This is a genomic window from Pseudomonas sp. I3-I5 (genome assembly GCF_022699445.1).
Lineage (GTDB): Bacteria > Pseudomonadota > Gammaproteobacteria > Pseudomonadales > Pseudomonadaceae > Aquipseudomonas > Aquipseudomonas fulva.
Map to the genome: position 1 here is coordinate 1,581,433 of NZ_CP093940.1, position 17,947 is coordinate 1,599,379.

The following is a 17,947-nucleotide window of genomic DNA, read 5'->3' on the forward strand; positions in this document are numbered from 1 at the left end:
GAAATGAACGAAACTGCTTTGCAGAACAAGGCGCTGGCGGTGCTCCTGGCACTGGTCACCATTGCCTTCGTCTGGATCTTGCTGCCTTACTACGGCGCCATCTTCTGGGCGGTAATCCTTGGCATCCTGTTCGCGCCGTTGCAACGCAACCTGCTCATGCGCTTCGGGCGCCGACGCAATGTGGCCGCTGCCGTGACCACGCTCATCTGCTTACTGGTGGCGGTACTGCCGGTGATCATCATCAGCGGTCTGCTGGTGCAGGAGGGGGCAACGCTGTATCAACGCATCCAGAGCGGCCAGCTGGACATCGCAGGTTATGTCGAGCGGGGCAAGGACATGCTGCCAACGTTCGCCCAGAACGCGCTGGATAACCTGGGCATGGGCAACCTGGAAGCCTTGCGTGACAAGATCACCACCTGGGCCTCCCAAGGCAGCCAGGTTCTGGCTACCCAGGCTTTCAGCTTTGGCCAGGGCACATTCGACTTCGTGGTTGGCTTCGGCATCATGATGTACCTGCTGTTCTTCTTTCTGCGCGAGGGCGCCGAGGTCGTGCGCAAGGTGCGCATGGCCGTGCCGCTGCCTGAACACCAGAAGCGTCGCCTGCAGTTGAAGTTCAAACGTGTGGTGCGCGCCACGGTCAAGGGCAACGTGCTGGTGGCCATCACCCAAGGGGCGCTGGGCGGCTTGATTTTCTGGATCCTGGGGATCCCCAGCGCGCTGGTCTGGGCGGTGATGATGGCTTTCCTTTCGCTGCTGCCTGCCGTTGGCGCAGGCATCGTCTGGGGGCCGGTGGCGATCTACTTCCTGATGACCGGCGCAATCCTGCAAGGCGTGATCCTGACCGCATTCGGCGTGCTGGTGATCGGCCTCGTAGACAACGTGCTTAGGCCTATCCTGGTCGGCAAGGACACCCGCATGCCCGACTATTTGATCCTGGTATCGACTCTGGGCGGCCTGTCGGTGTTCGGCCTCAACGGTTTCGTCATCGGCCCGCTGATCGCCGCGCTGTTCATCTCCAGTTGGGCGATCTTTGCTTCGAGCAAGCCTCAGGTGCAGCTACCGCGATAACCGCCAACCAGGTACTGGCTTTGGAGGTAAAGGGGTTGGCTGCCAGGTCTGCCCCTTGGCATCCTGCCTCGCAGAAGGGCAATGCGGCTGTGTGAGGTGATCGAGTTCCCTCTGTATTGATTCGCAAGGTTCGGTAAAGGTGCGCGGCAACCCTTAACCTGGAGCCTAGCATGGCCGTCCTCACTACGCCTTCGAACCATACCGACAGATTCATCGCACAGCACATGCCTGAATGGCTGCGTGCCGCTTCTTTAGGGCAGATACAAGCCCTGCGCATGCACGCTGAAGAAAACCGCCGTATCGAGCAGCGCCTGGCGTCACTGTTCAAAGGCATGGTCTCGCCGAAGTGGTACGCAGAGCAGATGCTGACTGCCACGATAGAGCAGAAGCTGGGCGTGCAGGTGGATCTGACGCATGCGCTCTGGCGAGAGCGCTGGGACAGCTATAGCGTGCTTGGGGGCGAGACGCTACGTCATCACTACACGTTTCACCCTGTCATGGCTCACCTGATGCAGAATTTTCCCTCCGGATCGAGCTTCGACGCCCGCAGCGGCATCATCTCCGGGGCTCATGGCATGTCTTTGACCGCGCCACTGCTGGTGAACAGTGCGAGCCTGGCCACTGCCTGCCGCTTGGTGGACACGGGCAAGCGCTATCAGGACTACCTCAAAAGCTTCTTTGACGACGCCGCCTGCACGCTGCTCGCCCAGGGCCAGCGCGCGCGCCTTGCGTTGGCCGTTGACGTTGCCGGGCTGCGAGGCGACATCAGCGAAGTGGATGCCGCTGCCCTGGGGCAAACCTTTGACAAGGTGGTGGCGCCTGATCCGAAGCAACTGGCAGTCGTGGTCAAGCACCTTCATGTGCTCGGACATGCACTGATCGGGGCGCTGGTGATCGAACTGTCCGACGGCGGGGCCAGCGGCCAGGCCAGCCCGGGTGCAGGGGTGGTGCTCTACCTGCCCCATGGGCCTTTGAAGAAGTTTGACGATCTGGACAGTTTGAAGGCCCACATGGTGAACCTGTTCAAAACGCCAGCGCATGCCTTCGATCTATTGAGGCTAGTGGCGGCCGATGCCCGGGCAGCGTTTCAGACAGTGCTGAAAAAGCGTCTGAGTGATGCAGCCCCTGATCTTGAAGTGACCGGCAAAACCGCCGGCGCATCGCTGTTTGCCGAGCTGGCTGGGCTGCAAGTGGCCCGCATCAAAGCGGACGCCCTGTTTCTTCTGGTGCCTGTCGAAGAGGTAGATAGGCTGCAAAGGCTTCAACGGCTGCAGACGCTTGAACAGGTGGGAATGAACCTGGCACAGATGGCAGCGTTGTTCGTCCCGGAGCTGGGCGTGATGATGTTGGCCGCGACCGTAGTCGACGTGCTGGGTGAAATTGGCGTAGCGGTGTATGACTGGTCGCGGGGCCATCAGCACGAAGCGTTGGAGCATGTACTGGGTGTGGCCGAAACGGTTGCAGTTACCGCACTGACGGCGGCAGGTGGCGCGGCGGTTGCACGCGGCTTCATGCGCAGCGCCTTCGTTGACGAGATGGTGCCAGTCGAACTGGATAATGCATCGCCTCGGCTGTGGGCTGAAGACTTGAGGCGCTATCGAGCAGTTGACGTGCCTCACAATGCCGTACGAGGCCAGAATGGTCTGTTCCAGCACGGCGACAGGCACTGGTGGGTTCATGAAGGCGCTTATTACGCCGTCAGCAGAAAGACTGCGTCATCCCCCTGGCGCCTAGTGCGCAACGATGGCAAGACGGGCTTCGGGCCGGCGTTGGACTGGAACGGTGAGCATGGCTGGCGGCTGAACTGGCAGCGACCGCAATTGTGGAGTGGCGAGCGAGCCTTGTTGAGTCATCTCTGGCCCGTGACTGGCGACCTGGATTCGGGACGTGTGACTCAGATACTCAAGGTCGCCGACGTGGACCAGGCTCAGTTGCGCCGGGCGGTCGCTGAGCAGAGGGCGTTGCCGGTACGTCTGCGCGACACATTGGAACGGTTTGAAGCCGATAAGCGCATCGAAGACTTCTTCGCCACATTCGCGAGCCACCAGGGCAAGAACGATCCCCCTCTGTTGCAATGGTGCCTCGATCAGCTGACCGAGCAACAGCGCGCACCTGCCTCCGTATCTGCGTCGATCCTCGCGCAGGCGCCTCGCTTGCGTGAGGGCCTGATGAGCCACTTGACGCACAGGCTTGCCATGAGTCCCGAAGCGGCGGCAATCCAACGTGATTTTCCAGGGTTACCCGATGCTTACGCTGAAGGGGTAATAGCCAATGGCACTGCCGAGCAGTGTGAGCGATTGCTCGCGCAGGGCCGTCTTGATCTGGGGCTTGCCGAGAAGGCGCGCCTGGCATTACAGGAGGCCCGCGCCTGTCGCGCATTACAAGGCCTGTACCTTGAAAATGCCTATCACCCTGACCTGGCGTCGCTGGTCTTCGGGCTCTTGCGAAAAGAACCTGCATGGCCCATGGCCCACAATGTCCAGGTTCGCGAAGCGTCACCCACAGGGCGCGTATTGGCACAGCTGTACCCGGTGACGGATCCCGCCAGTGTGAAGGTACTGGTGTGGGAGCATGGGCAGATGTCGGTCTATGAGGGGGGCAAACCCGTTCCACAAGACGTGCCTGGCGCCTGCGGTTTGCTTGAGAGGCTTTGGCAGCTTCTGCCTGAAGACCAGCGTAGTCGCTTGGGGTGGTCAACAACCGATGGTGTGAAAGCGCTGCGGGAAGGCTTGCAAGCGCGCATTCCGGCACAAAGAAGGGCTGTGCAGGAACTGATGGGCATGCAGGTGAGCCAGCCGACCTTTCGCCCACCCGCCCGCCTGCCTGATCATCGCTATGGCTACTTGCTAAGTGGTCGCGGCAGCGTCAACCACCTGGCCGAGCGGACGCTTCAGGATCGCGTGCGCAGCCTGTATCCAGGTTTCAGCGCACAACAACTCGAACTCTATCTTCAAGTGCTTGAGGAGCAGCCCGGTTCGCCTTTCACCCATTTGCTGGAGCTCGAGGGCCAATACTCGCGCCTGGACCTGACCCTTGAGCAATGGACTGCACTGCCTGCCGATGCGGCCAATGTAGCGCTGCGACGTAGAGTCAGCGACCAGCTAAGGCGCTGCTGGCGCTTTCAGGGGCACGCAGGTAGGCGGCAGACCAATGGGGACCCAGGTATGCTGCTATCGCTATCGGATATTGGTGCTGGCGAGCTGCCCGACTTGAGCGCGGTGGAGGGTTTCGGCCATGTCAGCGAGGTCGTGTTGGCCAACATGCGGCTGGGTGAAGTGCCCGAACGCTTTCTCAGGCCCTTTCATGGCATTACGACGCTGAACCTGGACAACAACGCCCTGACCCGGCTCCCCTCTGGGCTTTCGCAGTTGCGTGAACTACAGGAGCTGACGATTTCGCGCAATAGCCTGCATCTGGACGATGCTGGTTTAGAAGTGCTTGCGGGCATGCCGAGGCTGAGTGTGCTTGACCTGAGCGACAACAGTATCGGCCATTTCACGATTGCCATGGACCGATTACCTCGCCTGCGTCAGCTGGGGCTTCGTAGAGTGGGGTTGACGCAAGTCCCGGTCCATCTGGAGCGAGCGGTTTCGCTGGAGTATGTAGACCTGCGTGACAACCATATCGGCGAGCTGCCCTTGCCCTTGCGGGCTCAGCGAAACCATTGGCGAAGCAGATTGGCATTGACGGGCAACCCTCTGCCTGCCCTTTACCGCGACTTGTGGATCGATGCCAGTCGCACCTCCGAAAGCGAGGTCAGTGCCGACGGTGACGCGTTTCATCTCAGCCGTTGGGTCGAGCGCTTGAGCCCAGCACAACAGGACGCTCGTACCGCCCAGTGGAACCGTTTGGTGGATGAGTCTGGCAGTGGCGATTTCTTCACGCTCATAGGTGAACTCACTGACACCAGTGATTTTCGTCTGGCCAGGGACGATCTGGAGGCCAGGGTCTGGGCAATGCTAGACAGAATCGAGAGTAACACCGCACTGCGCGAACAAACTTTTGCCTTGGCCAGTGAACCTCGTACGTGCGTGGACAGTGTCATATCCAGTTTCGGCTTGCTTGAGATCAGGTTACTGAGTGCGTCGGTCGAGGCGGCCGCTGGAGAACACGCAGAAGGCGAACTGTTAAGTCTGGCGCGACGTTTCTTCCGCCTGGACCAAGTGGAGGCCTACGCCCGCCAAGACATGAGTAGTCGCGAAACCCGTGGCGAGGAGGTGGATCAGATCGAAGTCAGCCTTGCCTACAGGGTGGGGCTGGCGCGCACGCTGGAGTTGCCAGGTCAGGCAACCACCATGCAGTTCAGGACGATTGCAGGGGTCACGGAAGAGCACCTGAACGCAGCCGAAGCAGCGGTTCGCGCAGCCGAGGCCAGCGATGATCTGGCCATGGACATCAGTGAGCGTGGCTTTTGGTTCGATCACCTGCAACGCCAGTACCGCACAGCCTTTGACGTTCTATGCGAGCCGTTCGTGCAGCAGATGGAGGCGCTCTATGCAGGGCGTGAGAGTCTGACAGATGCCCAGTACGATACCCAGGCCAGGGCAATCGCCAAGGCGTGTGATGAGGCGGTAAAGGCCAAGGCGCTCGAACTCACACGCCAAGCACTGGCCCGGGAGGGTGAAGCCTTACCAGGGTGATTGGGCCTGTGGTGATCAAATGCTAGCCTTTTGGCGCTGTGGTCCTAAGATGGCTGCATTCGAGCAAACTGGGCCGTCAATGAGCGACAAGGACACTATCTCCATCGAACTGGTACGCGAGGCGTTGTTGCAGGCTTGTCATCAAGCAGGCGACGCGCCTCTGGTGCTGCGCAAGGCAGGCATCGAGCCGCATCTGCTCACGATGCCAGGTGCGCGCGTGCCGGCAACTGCTTACGCACGCCTCTGGCGCCTGCTGGCGCGGCGCTGCAACGATGAGTTCTTTGCCATGGACCCGCGCGGGCTACGCAGCGGCAGCTTGGCATTTCTCTGCCGTGCCAGCAGGGGACAACCGACGATCGGAGCAGGTATCGAAACCGCACTGGCTTTCCTGTCGTTGACCCTGGATCATCTACAGCCCCACTTGATTCGGCAGCAAAGCCTGGCCGAGATCGTCATCTTCGAGCCCTGTGATGAGCCTCGACGAGCATTCACTTACTTCACATTCTGGATGATCGTCCATGGTGTAGCGTGCTGGCTGGCAGGGCGTCGCATCCCGATCCTGGCCATCGAGTTGCGCTGCACCGAACCTGCGTTCTGCGATGACTACCGTGTCATGTTCTCGGAAAACCTGCAGTTCTCGCGCCCGCGCACCCGCATGATCCTGGCAGCCGACTGCTTCGATCAGCCCATCCGGCGCAGCGACGATGAGCTGCAGCGTTTTCTGGCCCAGGCGCCGGCCAATATCCTGGTCAAGTATCGGGACCCTGACAGCCTCGCTCGACGCATTCGACGCGATCTGAGCGAGCGCGACCCAGCGTCGTGGCCCGATGCGAATGAACTTGCCCGCCAGTTATGCCTGTCGGCCTCCACGCTACGGCGCAGGTTGGCAGAGGAGGGGCATAGCTATCAGGCCCTCAAGGACAGCGTGCGGCGTCAATTGGCTATCAGCTGGCTGGCTCAAGAGCAGGTGGGGATGCTGGAAATTGCAGCGCGTCTGGGCTTTGCCGACAGCAGTTCGTTCTACAAGGCCTTCCGCAAGTGGTTTGGTTGCAATCCGGGTCACTATCGAACGTTGGCCCTGGGTGCAGGGAAGGTCGGTTAGGTGAGGTTTCCGTGTGCCAGTCGCTGAGCGCCCATCACACAGTCGAGGTTGAATCAGCATCGACAGGACTACACGATGACAGCTTCTCCCACGACCGCTCCCGGCCCGAATCCCTCCTCTGCAAAGGTCGCCAGCGCTACCCATGACTTCATAGCCGCGCGCCTACCTGAGTGGCTCAAGCGGGGTTCTCCCGCTCAACTCAACCGCCTGCGTGATCGCTTCAAGGCCCACCAGGGCAGCCAGGAGCGTGTGCGCGCCTTTACTCGGCGGTTGATTCCACTGCAAAGCTTCGCTGAGCTGCATATGCAGAGGCTGGTTGCACACCTGCCGGGCAGTCCGGCCCTGGATGCGCTGCAGTGGCGGGAGATACGGCGCAATTTCAAGGTCCCGCATGGCATGGTCCTGCCTGTCGATGAGGTCATCGAGGTGAGAGAGCCTGCCGTCTTGCGCCTGATGCAGAATTTTAACGAGCAGGCCAGCTTCTATCTGGGCACCGGTTTGGTGAGTACAGGTGAAGACGCCCTGCTCACTGCGGGCACGGATGCACTGGTGCAAGCGTGCCGGGACCTGGATGCGGGCGGGCGTTACCAGAAGCTCTTGTCGCAGGTATTCACCGATGACACCTGCCAAGCGCTGATTGCAGACAAGCGAGCGGCGTTTGCGTTGGCCACCGAAGTGGCGGCGCTGCGCGGTGATTTAACGGCAAGACAGCAGATTGCGTTGGCGGGCTTGGCAAACGATGAGGCCTCTCACGCTGAGCTGGGTGCCTATCCGGGTATGCTGAGCATGCTGGGGCATACCCTGAGCGATGTCGTAGTCGTCCAGTTGCGCGATCGGCAAGGTGTGGATCGAGGGATCGTACTCTACAGACCCAGCGATCCTGGCCAGGCATTGCGCCATTTCACGTCCATTCAGGAAATGAACACCGTGCTCGCGGCCGCTCTGCAGAAGGAGGATTACCGGGCTTACTTCAGTCAGTTGGTGTCTGTGGAAGAGCGCGCACGCTTCCTCGATACATTGAGCAAGCGCTTGAGCGACGCCGTGTCTGACCTTTCCCTTGAAGGCGTCACGGGACCTGAGGATATCTTCTCCAGGCTGGTCGACCAACAGGTTCAGCGAATCAAAGACGACGCCCGTCTGCTGTTGGTACCCACCGCACAGGTGGACCGAGACGCCTCTGAAGCGCGACGCAAGCAGTGGCGCTCGTTGGGCTGGAATCTGGTCAACCTGGCCGGGCTTTTCATACCTGTGGTGGGCGCGATGCTGCTTGGGCAGTTGGTGGTGCAAACGCTTTCGGAAGTCTTCGAGGGTGCAACTGATTGGTATCACGGTCATCAGCACGAGGCTCTGGAGCAGATGCTTGGCGTGGCCGAGACGCTGGCGGTGACTGCGGTTGTCGGCGCCGGAGCCAATGTTCTGGCCAGAGGCTATGCGGCCACTGATTTCGTAGAAGGGCTGGAACCCGTGCGCGGGGTCGATGGGAAATCGCGGCTATGGGCCAACGACCTCAAGGTCTATGCCAGCTTGCCGGAGGACCCGCAATTGCACAGCGACGGTCTGTACAGAGACTGGGGGCGAGCCTTTTTCCGTAGTGGCAAACGTTATTTCCAGGCGCATCGCCCTGATCCAAATGAGCCATGGCGCTTGCGTCATGCTCGGCGTCCGGCAGGCTTTGGGCCAGTTCTGGAGCACTTCGGCGAGCGAAGCTGGCAGTTGAACGCTGGTCGAGCAGTGGAAATGGATCAGCCTGATCTCATGCTTGAACAGCTTTGGCCTCAGCCTAGATCGCTCACTCATCAGCAGGCCAGCAGGGTGATGCAGGCCGCCGGAATGGATGTCGCGGCACTTCGCGGGTTACTGGTGGAGGCGCGGGACATTCCAGCCAGTTTGTGTGACAGCCTGGAGCGTTTCGAAGCCAATGCGCGTGTCAGCAGGTTTTTTACCGCCCTTCAACACAGTGCGAGCCCGCGAGATGAAAGCGCGCTGGTGCAGTGGTGCCTGGAACAAACCGGTAGCGGTAGCCTTGTGCAGCTGCAGGAAAACCTACTTGAGCATGCAGATCGCTTACGTGGGCTAATGTTCCAGCACCTGTGCCAGGTGCCAGCGGTCGATGACCCGTTGTCGGCCGTCATCAGAACAGGCATGCCGGGTTTGCCCGAGCGTTACGTTCAAGCGTTGGCCGCGGACGTAGGGCGAACCGAGCGCGATCTTGCTCTGAGCATGGGAAAACTGCCGTTGCGTTGCCTACGCCAGGGTGCTTCGTTGCTGCGTGTTGCCAGGTTGACCCGGGCCATGTGCGGTGTGTACCTCCCTAACGCTTACTGCGATGAAGCGGGCGAACTCGCGTTGGCCCTGCTGCAGCGATTGGATGCATGGCCGGCCCGTCACATCGAGCTCTGGACAGACGGCCCGGGTGCGCGCCGGATTGCGGCGGTAGGTAATCAGCTGCCGGGCGCCAATCTGGTCAAGATCGTTCACAAGGAGGGGCGTTTCCGGGCGATCGAAGAGCCAGAAGCAGGCTATGGAGCAGTGGTCGATGAGTCGAACGACTTCTACCAGACGCTGCTCGCATTGCTGGAGCCTTCCCAGCGTACTGCGCTTGATCTGGATGGCGATCACGCTGCCTCGACCTTGCGTGATCGCCTGATTGAGCAGTTGCCTGAAACGCACGCCGAAGTCGAGCAACTGCTGGGCTGGCCTCGACAGGATCGTTGGTTCAATCCAGGCCGTCGTATGCCCGACGGTCGCATAGGCTACCCACTCAGTGGTAGCCCGGCTCGACGACGTAACCCCGACAGCCTACTGCGAAGCCGTTTGCGCAACCTGTACCCTGGCCTGGACGACAGTGCGATCGACAACCGTTTGGCGCGTTTGCTTACAGGCCCACATACTGCCTATGACGCCTTGCTGGAACTGGAAGAGGACCATGCTGACCTTGAAAGACACCTGAGCCGCTGGACAGGCTTTGAGTCCAATCCGGCCCGTCAGCGGGCTCGTCGACAGGTCGCCGATCAGATCCGCCGCGCCTGGCGACAGATGGGCGAACCTCTGGGCGATGAGACGGCTGGTCAACGGCTGAGCATTATCAACCTGAATGTCGGCAGTCTCCCCGAACTGCCTGCCCATATCGAGTTCGAGCTGACACGCTCATTGGTCATCCGTGATGTGCCGATCACGCATATGCCTACTGGGTTCCTTTCAAGCTTCACCCGCTTAAGAGAGCTGAACCTGAGCAGCACCGGCCTGCTCGGCGTGCCTACAGAAGTCGCCTACCTGGTCGATTTGCGCACCCTGCGCCTGGCACGCAACAACATTCGGCTGAACGATCAGGCCTTGAACGCATTGACCCGCCTGCCGCAGTTGACTCACCTGGATCTGAGCTACAACCCGCTGGGGGCATTCGAGATGCGCTATAACCAGTTGACGCGCCTTGTCGAATTGAACTTGCGTCGCTGCAGGTTGGGTGCGTGGCCCTCGGGGTTGGAGTTGTGCAGCACCTTGGAACGCGCCGACCTGCGTGACAACCTCTTGCACGTTGTGCCAGCGGAAATTGTACAGCTGCCACATGCCCGCCGAATGGGTTTCATGGTGGAGCGAAACCGGTTGAGCAGCGTCGAGATGCAGCGGCTGTTTGCCCTTGATTCGATCGCCGAGCATTTCCATCTTCCCGAGCCACGACGCGTAATCGACCGGCAGGTGACCCGTGATCTATGGCTCGATGCAGGCGATCCGCATTTGCGCGTCAGCCGTCAGGCGCTTTGGTCACGCTTGGTGGCTGATCCGGGCAGCGATGGTCTGGTACGGTTGCTGGGGCTTCTCGGGGATACCGGCGACTACGACACTGCACCGTTCCAGCTGGCGGAGCGAGTGTGGGCATTACTCGAAGCAGTTGACGCAAACGAGCAGCTGCGCCAGAGAATCCATAGTCTGGCTCGCCTGCCGTTAACCTGCATGAACACCGTTGCTGATCGGTTCAGTGAGCTTCAAGTCAGAGCACTTATCGATAGGTCTGAGCACAACGTCGCGCCGGAGCGCGGTAATGAGCTATTGGGTATCGGGCAGCAACTGTTTCGTCTGGACCGGCTTGAGCAGGTCGCCAGGCGAGATGTGTTGCAGCGCCTCGCAGCGCTGGAGAGGGTGGATCAGGCTGCCGTCAGCCTGGCTTACCGTGTGAGGTTGCGGGCTCGCCTGAACCTGCCGTGTCAGCCCCATAGCATGCTCTACGCCGATGCTGCCGAGCTGACCAGCACTCAGCTTGAGAACGCCTACCGTGAGGTGATCGCAGCGATGACCCCTGATGCGCTGTCGATGAGCCTGTCCCAACGTGTGTTCTGGGCGAATTATATCCATGAGCGGCATACCGAGGTGTTCGAGGCGCTGCACGCTCAGTTCGCCGCACGTCGATCGGCATTGGCCTTGCGACAATCAACGTTGGATGCCATCGATTATCAGCTTCTGCTAGACAGCCTGGACACCGAACAAGCCACTCAGGACCAGTCGCTGGTGTTCGAACTGACTCGGCAGTTTCTTATAGGTCGCGAACGCGGATTGTCTTAACCGCCGTTGTGGCCAAACCGATCATTCACAATGAATGGTTTGGCCATTGTGGTTACCCCTGAGCGGCGCGAACATCGTCCTGACTTGACAGTGCACTCCAACAATAAAAAGCAGGAGTCTGACGATGCGTGATTACGCCGAGGCCGTTCGCTCGTTCCATTACCTTGGGGCCGCGCAGGCTGCCCTGCAGGGCGAACTGCAGGCCCTCAACGCCTGTGTCGAATGTTGTGATCGCCACACTGGCTTCGACAAGCTGGCCCTGAACTGGCTGGACAGCGAAGGCAACTGCGAACAGATGAGTTTCGACAACCTGCAGGCACTGGCCACCCGCTTTGCCAGTGTCTTGCGCGCCCACGGGGTGAGTGCGGGCGACCGTGTAGCGGGGCTGTTGCCGCGCACCCCGCAACTGTTGATCACCATTCTAGCCACTTGGCGTCTGGGTGCCGTTTATCAGCCGTTGTTCACCGCCTTCGGGCCTGCTGCCATCGAACATCGACTGCACCAGTCGCATGCCCGTGTCGTGGTGACTGACCGCAGCAACCGGATAAAGCTCGATGACGTACACGGCTGCCCGCTCACGATAACGGTCGATGCCCGTGACGGCGAGCTGGACTTCCAGGAGTGCCTTGAAAACGCCTCGCCTGAATGTGAACCGGTCATGCTCACAGGTGACGATCCCTTCCTCCTGATGTTCACATCCGGAACCACCGGCCCTGCCAAACCCCTTGAGGTCCCGCTACGGGCCATCGTAGCGTTCCAAGGCTACATGCGTGATGCCATCGATCTGCGCCCAGAGGATAGGTTTTGGAACCTGGCGGACCCAGGCTGGGCCTACGGACTTTATTACGCAGTGACCGGGCCGCTTTCACTCGGGCAGGCGACCACCTTCTACAACGGCCCCTTTAGTGTCGACAGCTGTACGAAGGTCATTACCCAGCTGGGCATCAACAACCTGGCCGGCTCGCCAACGGCCTTTCGCCTGCTCATTGCAGCCGGTGATCAGTTCAGCACCCCAGTCAAAGGACGCCTGCGCGTGGTGAGCAGTGCAGGAGAGCCGTTGAACCCTGAAGTGATCCGCTGGTTCGCCGAGCATGCCGGGGTAACCATTCATGACCACTATGGGCAGACGGAGCTGGGCATGGTGCTGTGTAACCATCACGGCCTGGCCCACCCGGTGCACGTGGGATCTGCAGGTTTTGCCATACCGGGGCATCGCATTGTCGTACTCGATGAGCAGGGACGCGAACTGCCCGCCGGTCAGCCGGGTATCCTGGCGGTGGATCGCGAACGATCGCCCCTGTGCTGGTTCGCCGGTTACCACGGGTTGCCAACCAAGGCCTTCGTTGGCAAGTACTACCTGAGCGGCGACACCGTCGAACTGAACCCCGATGGCAGCATCAGCTTCGTCGGGCGCAGCGATGATGTAATCACCACGTCCGGGTATCGGGTTGGGCCCTTCGATGTGGAGAGCGCACTGATTGAGCACCCGGCCGTCATCGAAGCGGCAGTGGTCGGCAAGCCTGATCCTGAACGCACCGAGGTGATCAAGGCATTCGTGGTGCTGGCCACGGGTTACGGCCCTAGCGCCGAACTTGAAGAGCAATTGCGCCAGCATGTCCGCCAGCGCCTCTACGCCCATGCCTACCCCAGAGAAGTCGAGTTCGTCAGCGAGTTGCCGAAGACACCCAGCGGCAAGCTGCAACGCTTCATCCTGCGCAATCAGGAAGTAGCTCGACAACACGCGCAGCTCGCCACCACGGCCGGCGTTTGAGAGGAAACCGATCATGCAAATAGCCAACAAACACTTCATCGTCAGCGGCGCAGCCTCCGGTCTGGGCGCCGCTACCGCGCACATGCTGATCGAGGCAGGCGCTTCGGTCATGCTCGTGGACCTCAACGGCGACGCCGTGCAAGCCAAAGCCCACGAGCTGGGCGAGCGCGCGCGCTTCAGCGTGGCCGACATCAGTGACGAAGCCGCTGCGCAGTCGGCCGTATCGGCGGCACTGGCAGCGTTCGGTAGCCTGCACGGTCTGGTGAACTGCGCAGGCATCGTGGGCGCTGAAAAGGTAGTGGGGAAGCAAGGCCCGCACCGTCTGAGCAGTTTTGCCCACGTCATCAATGTCAACCTGGTGGGCAGCTTCAACCTGCTGAGGTTATGTGCCCAGGCCATGGCCGAGGGAGGGGCGGACGACGCAGGCGAGCGGGGCGTGATCATCAACACGGCCTCCGTCGCGGCCTACGACGGCCAGATCGGGCAATGTGCCTATGCAGCGTCCAAAGGGGCCATTGCCAGCATGACGTTGCCCGCCGCGCGCGAGCTGGCGCGTTACGGTATTCGTGTAATGACAATCGCGCCAGGCATTTTCGAAACGCCGATGATGGCCGGGATGACGCCCGAGGTTCGTGACTCGCTCGCAGCGGGTGTGCCTTTTCCTCCGCGGCTTGGGCGTCCAGAGGAATACGCGGCGCTGGCGCGCCACATCATCGAGAACAGCATGCTCAATGGTGAGGTCATCCGTCTGGACGGTGCCTTGCGCATGGCAGCCAAGTGAGGATTACACCCATGAACACCCGCGAAGATCCCATCGTCATCGTCAGCGCAGTCCGAACCCCGATGGGTGGATTACAAGGCGAGCTTAGCAGTCTCTCTGCCGTGCAGTTGGGCAGCGCGGCCATTGGCGCCGCGATTGAGCGCGCGGGCGTGGAGGCGCACAGCGTCGATCAGGTGCTGTTCGGCTGCGTGTTGCCGGCTGGCCTTGGCCAGGCGCCGGCGCGTCAGGCTGCACTGGGTGCTGGCCTGGGCAAGCACACCACCTGTACCACGCTCAACAAGATGTGTGGGTCCGGCATGCAGGCCGCCATGCTCGCCCATGACCTGCTGGCGGCAGGCACCGCCGACATGGTGGTCGCCGGCGGCATGGAGAGCATGAGCAACGCCCCCTATCTACTGGACAAGGCCCGCGGCGGTTACCGCATGGGCCATGGCAAGGTGATCGATCACATGTTCATGGATGGTCTTGAGGACGCCTATGACAAGGGTCGCTTGATGGGCACGTTTGCCGAGGACTGTGCCCAGGCCAATGGTTTCAGCCGTAAAGACCAAGACGATTTCGCCATCGCATCGCTTACCCGTGCCCAACAGGCCATCCTCAGTGGCCGCTTTGCGGATGAAATCGTGCCGGTAGAGGTGACGCAAGGCAAGCAATGCCGTCTGGTCAAAGACGATGAGCAGCCGCCCAAGGCACGCCTGGACAAGATCGCCCAATTGCGCCCGGCGTTTCGAGACGGCGGTACGGTGACGGCTGCCAACGCCAGCTCCATTTCCGATGGTGCGGCAGCGCTGGTGCTGATGCGTCGCTCCGAGGCGCACAAGCGAGGCCTGAAGCCGATGGCGATCATCCACGGCCATGCGGCCTTCGCCGATGCCCCGGCCCTGTTTCCGACCGCGCCTATTGGGGCCATCGACAAGCTGATCAAGAGTACGGGATGGGCGCTGAGCGATGTCGACCTGTTCGAAATCAACGAAGCGTTCGCGGTTGTGACCCTGGCAGCCATGAAGCATCTGGACCTGCCCTACGATAAGGTCAACATTCATGGCGGCGCTTGCGCCTTGGGCCACCCGATCGGCGCCTCAGGGGCGCGCATTCTGGTCACCCTGTTGCATGCCCTGCGCCAGAACAACCTGCGTCGCGGGGTGGCGGCCATCTGCATTGGCGGTGGTGAAGCCACGGCCATGGCTGTCGAATGCCTGGAGTGAGGTGAACCATGCTGGTCAACGAGGAACAACAACAAATCGCCGATGCTGTGCGCAGCTTTGCACAGGAACGGTTGAGACCGTTTGCCGAACAATGGGACAAGGACCATCGGTTTCCGCGCGAAGCCATCGAGGAAATGGCAGCGCTCGGCTTGTTCGGCATGCTGGTGCCTGAGCAGTGGGGCGGCAGCGACACCGGTTATGTGGCCTATGCCATGGCCTTGGAGGAGATCGCTGCCGGCGATGGTGCGTGCTCGACCATCATGAGCGTGCACAACTCGGTAGGGTGTGTGCCTATTCTGCGTTTTGGCTCGGAGCAGCAAAAGCGCGAGTACCTGACGCCGCTGGCAACCGGCGCCATGCTTGGGGCGTTCGCCCTGACAGAGCCTCAGGCAGGTTCCGATGCCAGCAGCCTGAAAACCCGTGCGCGCCGCGAGGGCGACGACTACGTGCTCAGTGGCAGCAAACAGTTCATCACCTCCGGCCAGAATGCCGGGGTGGTGATCGTGTTCGCCGTGACGGATCCGCAGGCAGGCAAGCGCGGCATCAGCGCGTTCATCGTGCCGACCGACGCACCGGGGTATCAGGTGGCCCGCGTCGAGGACAAGCTCGGCCAGCATGCGTCCGACACCTGTCAGATCGTGTTCGAGAACGTGCGCGTGCCTGTGGCCAACCGACTGGGTGAGGAGGGTGAAGGCTACAAGATTGCCTTGGCCAATCTCGAGGGCGGACGCATCGGCATCGCGGCGCAGTCCGTAGGCATGGCGCGCGCCGCGTTCGAAGTGGCCCGTGACTATGCCAAGGAGCGGCAGAGTTTCGGCAAACCGCTGATCGAGCATCAGGCCGTGGCTTTCCGGTTGGCGGACATGGCAACCCAGGTCGCCGTCGCCCGGCAGATGGTGTTGCACGCTGCCGCCTTGCGCGATGCGGGGCAGCCTGCGCTGATGGAAGCGTCCATGGCCAAGCTCTTTGCCTCGGAAATGGCCGAGAAGGTTTGCTCACATGCCTTGCAGACCCTGGGCGGTTATGGCTATCTGAGCGACTTCCCGCTGGAGCGCATCTATCGTGACGTGCGGGTTTGCCAGATTTACGAAGGCACCAGCGATATTCAGCGCATGGTCATTGCGCGCAATCTTTGAAGGAGCAGACCACATGGCATTCGAAACCATCCTGTTGGACATTCATGGCAAGGTTGGCCTGATCACGCTCAATCGCCCGCAGGCGCTCAACGCCTTGAACGCGCAGATCGTCAACGAACTGAACCAGGCCTTGGATCAGCTTGAGCGCGACCCTGGCATTGGCTGCGTGGTGCTCACAGGTTCGGCGAAGGCGTTTGCAGCTGGCGCAGACATCAAGGAAATGGCTGAGCTCAAATACCCGCAAATCTACGTGGACGACCTGTTCAGCGATGCCGACCGCATTGCCAATCGGCGCAAGCCGATCATCGCCGCAGTGTCGGGGTTTGCGCTGGGCGGTGGTTGTGAACTGGCGATGATGTGCGACTTCATTCTGGCGGGTGACAATGCCAAGTTCGGTCAGCCGGAAATCAACCTGGGGGTGTTGCCGGGCATGGGTGGAACGCAGCGCTTGACCCGTGCGGTGGGTAAGGCCAAAGCCATGGAGTTGTGCCTGACCGGTCGCCTGATGGGTGCTGAGGAAGCGGAGCGCTCAGGGCTGGTGGCGCGTGTCGTGCCGCAGGACGAGCTGTTGCAGGAGGCGCTGAAAGTGGCCGCCACCATCGCTGCCAAGTCCATTCCGGTGAGCATGATGGTCAAGGAGAGCGTCAACCGCGCGTTCGAGGTCACGCTCAGCGAAGGTGTGCGGTTCGAGCGGCGAGTGTTTCATGCGGCGTTCTCGACCGAAGATCAGAAAGAGGGCATGGCCGCGTTCATTGCCAAGCGTGAAGCGCAGTTCAAGGATCGTTGACAGGGGGCGTTTTGCAGTGATTTGCACGGTGGTTCAAGGATGAAGAGGCGTCGCGCTCAGGGTGATGCCGGTGCGATAGTGTGGGTGGTCCTGTTTGTTGCTGCGCTTGGCCTGTTGGCGTCTCGCTACCCCAGCGTGATCGAGCGCAGGGTTGAAGCGCGCAAGGCGCAGCAACAGGCGGTCCAGCCTGAGCGGCGGGTCTCCGAGACGACCGTTGAGATCATGTTGCCGGACGGGCGGCGTCTGCGGCAGCTGGAATCGGAGGCATTGACCAAATAGCCTAAGTGGTTTGCAATCCTTGATGCTGATGCTGATGCTGATGCTGATGCTGATGCTGATGCTGATGCTGATGCTGATGCTGATGCTGATGCTGATGCTGCCATTGCCATTGCCATTGCCATTGCCGTTGCTCTTGCTTCTAAGCGCGCGATAGTCCAGGCGCCACAGATCGCGACTTCAGGAGGCCGAGCGCAGGGCTTGCGGAGGGAGGTGACAGGCATGGATGCCTGTCAAGCGCTGGGCCCCAGGATGGGGCCTGCAGCGCGGTCCTCCCGGGAGCAAGCCCGGAGCGAGGGAACCCCGGAGCGTAGCGTAGGAGCCGGATGATAGGAGCAGGCGGTTTTTGCTTACTTTTTGACAAGACAAAAAGTGAGCCGCCGTAAGGGCGGAAGGGTGACTGTGCGCCACCCGCGCCAATGAATACCAACTCAATATAGGCGCCAACGCTTTGAAGTTTGAAGTTTGAAGTTTGAAGTTTGATTGGGTTGGTGTGGGTATTGAAAGAGAGCATAGTCCATTTGCGATGGCGACGCTTAATCACCTTTTCGCCCTTACGGCGAGTTACTTTTTGTCAAACGCCACAAAAAGTAACCAAAAAAGGCTGCGCTCCATTCATACGGC

At 60.8% G+C, this 17,947-nt stretch carries 11 protein-coding genes; all 11 read left to right on the forward strand.

The window, feature by feature from the left end:
* The first annotated feature begins 3 nt into the window (after positions 1 to 3).
* The 11 genes from MOP87_RS07125 to MOP87_RS21755 all read left to right on the forward strand — a co-directional run bounded on the left by MOP87_RS07125 (position 4) and on the right by MOP87_RS21755 (position 17,480).
* On the forward strand, positions 4 to 1,068 hold the full coding sequence (locus MOP87_RS07125) for an AI-2E family transporter (RefSeq protein WP_027914987.1): 1,065 nt from the start codon (positions 4 to 6) through the stop codon (positions 1,066 to 1,068).
* Positions 1,069 to 1,238: 170 nt separating this feature from the next.
* Positions 1,239 to 5,708: an NEL-type E3 ubiquitin ligase domain-containing protein gene (locus tag MOP87_RS07130; RefSeq protein ID WP_242810302.1), complete on the forward strand. Its 4,470-nt coding sequence runs from the start codon at positions 1,239 to 1,241 to the stop codon at positions 5,706 to 5,708.
* 79 nt (positions 5,709 to 5,787) lie between these two features.
* Positions 5,788 to 6,810, forward strand: coding sequence for an AraC family transcriptional regulator (locus MOP87_RS07135; protein ID WP_242810303.1), 1,023 nt, complete (start codon positions 5,788 to 5,790; stop codon positions 6,808 to 6,810).
* 75 nt (positions 6,811 to 6,885) lie between these two features.
* On the forward strand, positions 6,886 to 11,367 hold the full coding sequence (locus tag MOP87_RS07140) for an NEL-type E3 ubiquitin ligase domain-containing protein (RefSeq protein ID WP_242810304.1): 4,482 nt from the start codon (positions 6,886 to 6,888) through the stop codon (positions 11,365 to 11,367).
* A 124-nt stretch (positions 11,368 to 11,491) separates the two neighbouring features.
* On the forward strand, positions 11,492 to 13,138 hold the full coding sequence (locus MOP87_RS07145; protein ID WP_027914984.1) for an AMP-binding protein: 1,647 nt from the start codon (positions 11,492 to 11,494) through the stop codon (positions 13,136 to 13,138).
* A 13-nt stretch (positions 13,139 to 13,151) separates the two neighbouring features.
* Positions 13,152 to 13,919: an SDR family NAD(P)-dependent oxidoreductase gene (locus MOP87_RS07150; protein ID WP_104926045.1), complete on the forward strand. Its 768-nt coding sequence runs from the start codon at positions 13,152 to 13,154 to the stop codon at positions 13,917 to 13,919.
* Between the two features lie 11 nt (positions 13,920 to 13,930).
* On the forward strand, positions 13,931 to 15,124 hold the full coding sequence (locus MOP87_RS07155; RefSeq protein WP_242810305.1) for an acetyl-CoA C-acyltransferase: 1,194 nt from the start codon (positions 13,931 to 13,933) through the stop codon (positions 15,122 to 15,124).
* Positions 15,125 to 15,132: 8 nt separating this feature from the next.
* Positions 15,133 to 16,260 (forward strand): acyl-CoA dehydrogenase, encoded by a 1,128-nt coding sequence (locus MOP87_RS07160; RefSeq protein ID WP_027914981.1) that lies wholly within the window; start codon positions 15,133 to 15,135, stop codon positions 16,258 to 16,260.
* 13 nt (positions 16,261 to 16,273) lie between these two features.
* Positions 16,274 to 17,047 (forward strand): enoyl-CoA hydratase, encoded by a 774-nt coding sequence (locus tag MOP87_RS07165; protein ID WP_242810306.1) that lies wholly within the window; start codon positions 16,274 to 16,276, stop codon positions 17,045 to 17,047.
* Between the two features lie 39 nt (positions 17,048 to 17,086).
* Entirely contained in the window at positions 17,087 to 17,326 is a 240-nt protein-coding gene (locus MOP87_RS07170) for a hypothetical protein (RefSeq protein WP_242810307.1), read from the forward strand.
* A gap of 22 nt (positions 17,327 to 17,348) precedes the next feature.
* On the forward strand, positions 17,349 to 17,480 hold the full coding sequence (locus tag MOP87_RS21755) for a hypothetical protein (protein WP_278187572.1): 132 nt from the start codon (positions 17,349 to 17,351) through the stop codon (positions 17,478 to 17,480).
* The last annotated feature ends 467 nt before the right edge of the window (positions 17,481 to 17,947 follow it).

Excerpts from the sequence above, each read along its gene's own strand:
- MOP87_RS07125 (WP_027914987.1), top strand. The coding sequence starts at position 4 with ATGAACGAAACTGCTTTGCAGAACAAGGCGCTGGCGGTGCTCCTGGCA.
- MOP87_RS07130 (WP_242810302.1), top strand. The coding sequence starts at position 1,239 with ATGGCCGTCCTCACTACGCCTTCGAACCATACCGACAGATTCATCGCA.
- MOP87_RS07145 (WP_027914984.1), top strand. The coding sequence starts at position 11,492 with ATGCGTGATTACGCCGAGGCCGTTCGCTCGTTCCATTACCTTGGGGCC.
- MOP87_RS07150 (WP_104926045.1), top strand. The coding sequence starts at position 13,152 with ATGCAAATAGCCAACAAACACTTCATCGTCAGCGGCGCAGCCTCCGGT.
- MOP87_RS07140 (WP_242810304.1), top strand. The coding sequence starts at position 6,886 with ATGACAGCTTCTCCCACGACCGCTCCCGGCCCGAATCCCTCCTCTGCA.
- MOP87_RS07170 (WP_242810307.1), top strand. The coding sequence starts at position 17,087 with ATGAAGAGGCGTCGCGCTCAGGGTGATGCCGGTGCGATAGTGTGGGTG.
- MOP87_RS21755 (WP_278187572.1), top strand. The coding sequence starts at position 17,349 with ATGCTGATGCTGATGCTGATGCTGATGCTGATGCTGATGCTGATGCTG.
- MOP87_RS07165 (WP_242810306.1), top strand. The coding sequence starts at position 16,274 with ATGGCATTCGAAACCATCCTGTTGGACATTCATGGCAAGGTTGGCCTG.
- MOP87_RS07160 (WP_027914981.1), top strand. The coding sequence starts at position 15,133 with ATGCTGGTCAACGAGGAACAACAACAAATCGCCGATGCTGTGCGCAGC.
- MOP87_RS07135 (WP_242810303.1), top strand. The coding sequence starts at position 5,788 with ATGAGCGACAAGGACACTATCTCCATCGAACTGGTACGCGAGGCGTTG.
- MOP87_RS07155 (WP_242810305.1), top strand. The coding sequence starts at position 13,931 with ATGAACACCCGCGAAGATCCCATCGTCATCGTCAGCGCAGTCCGAACC.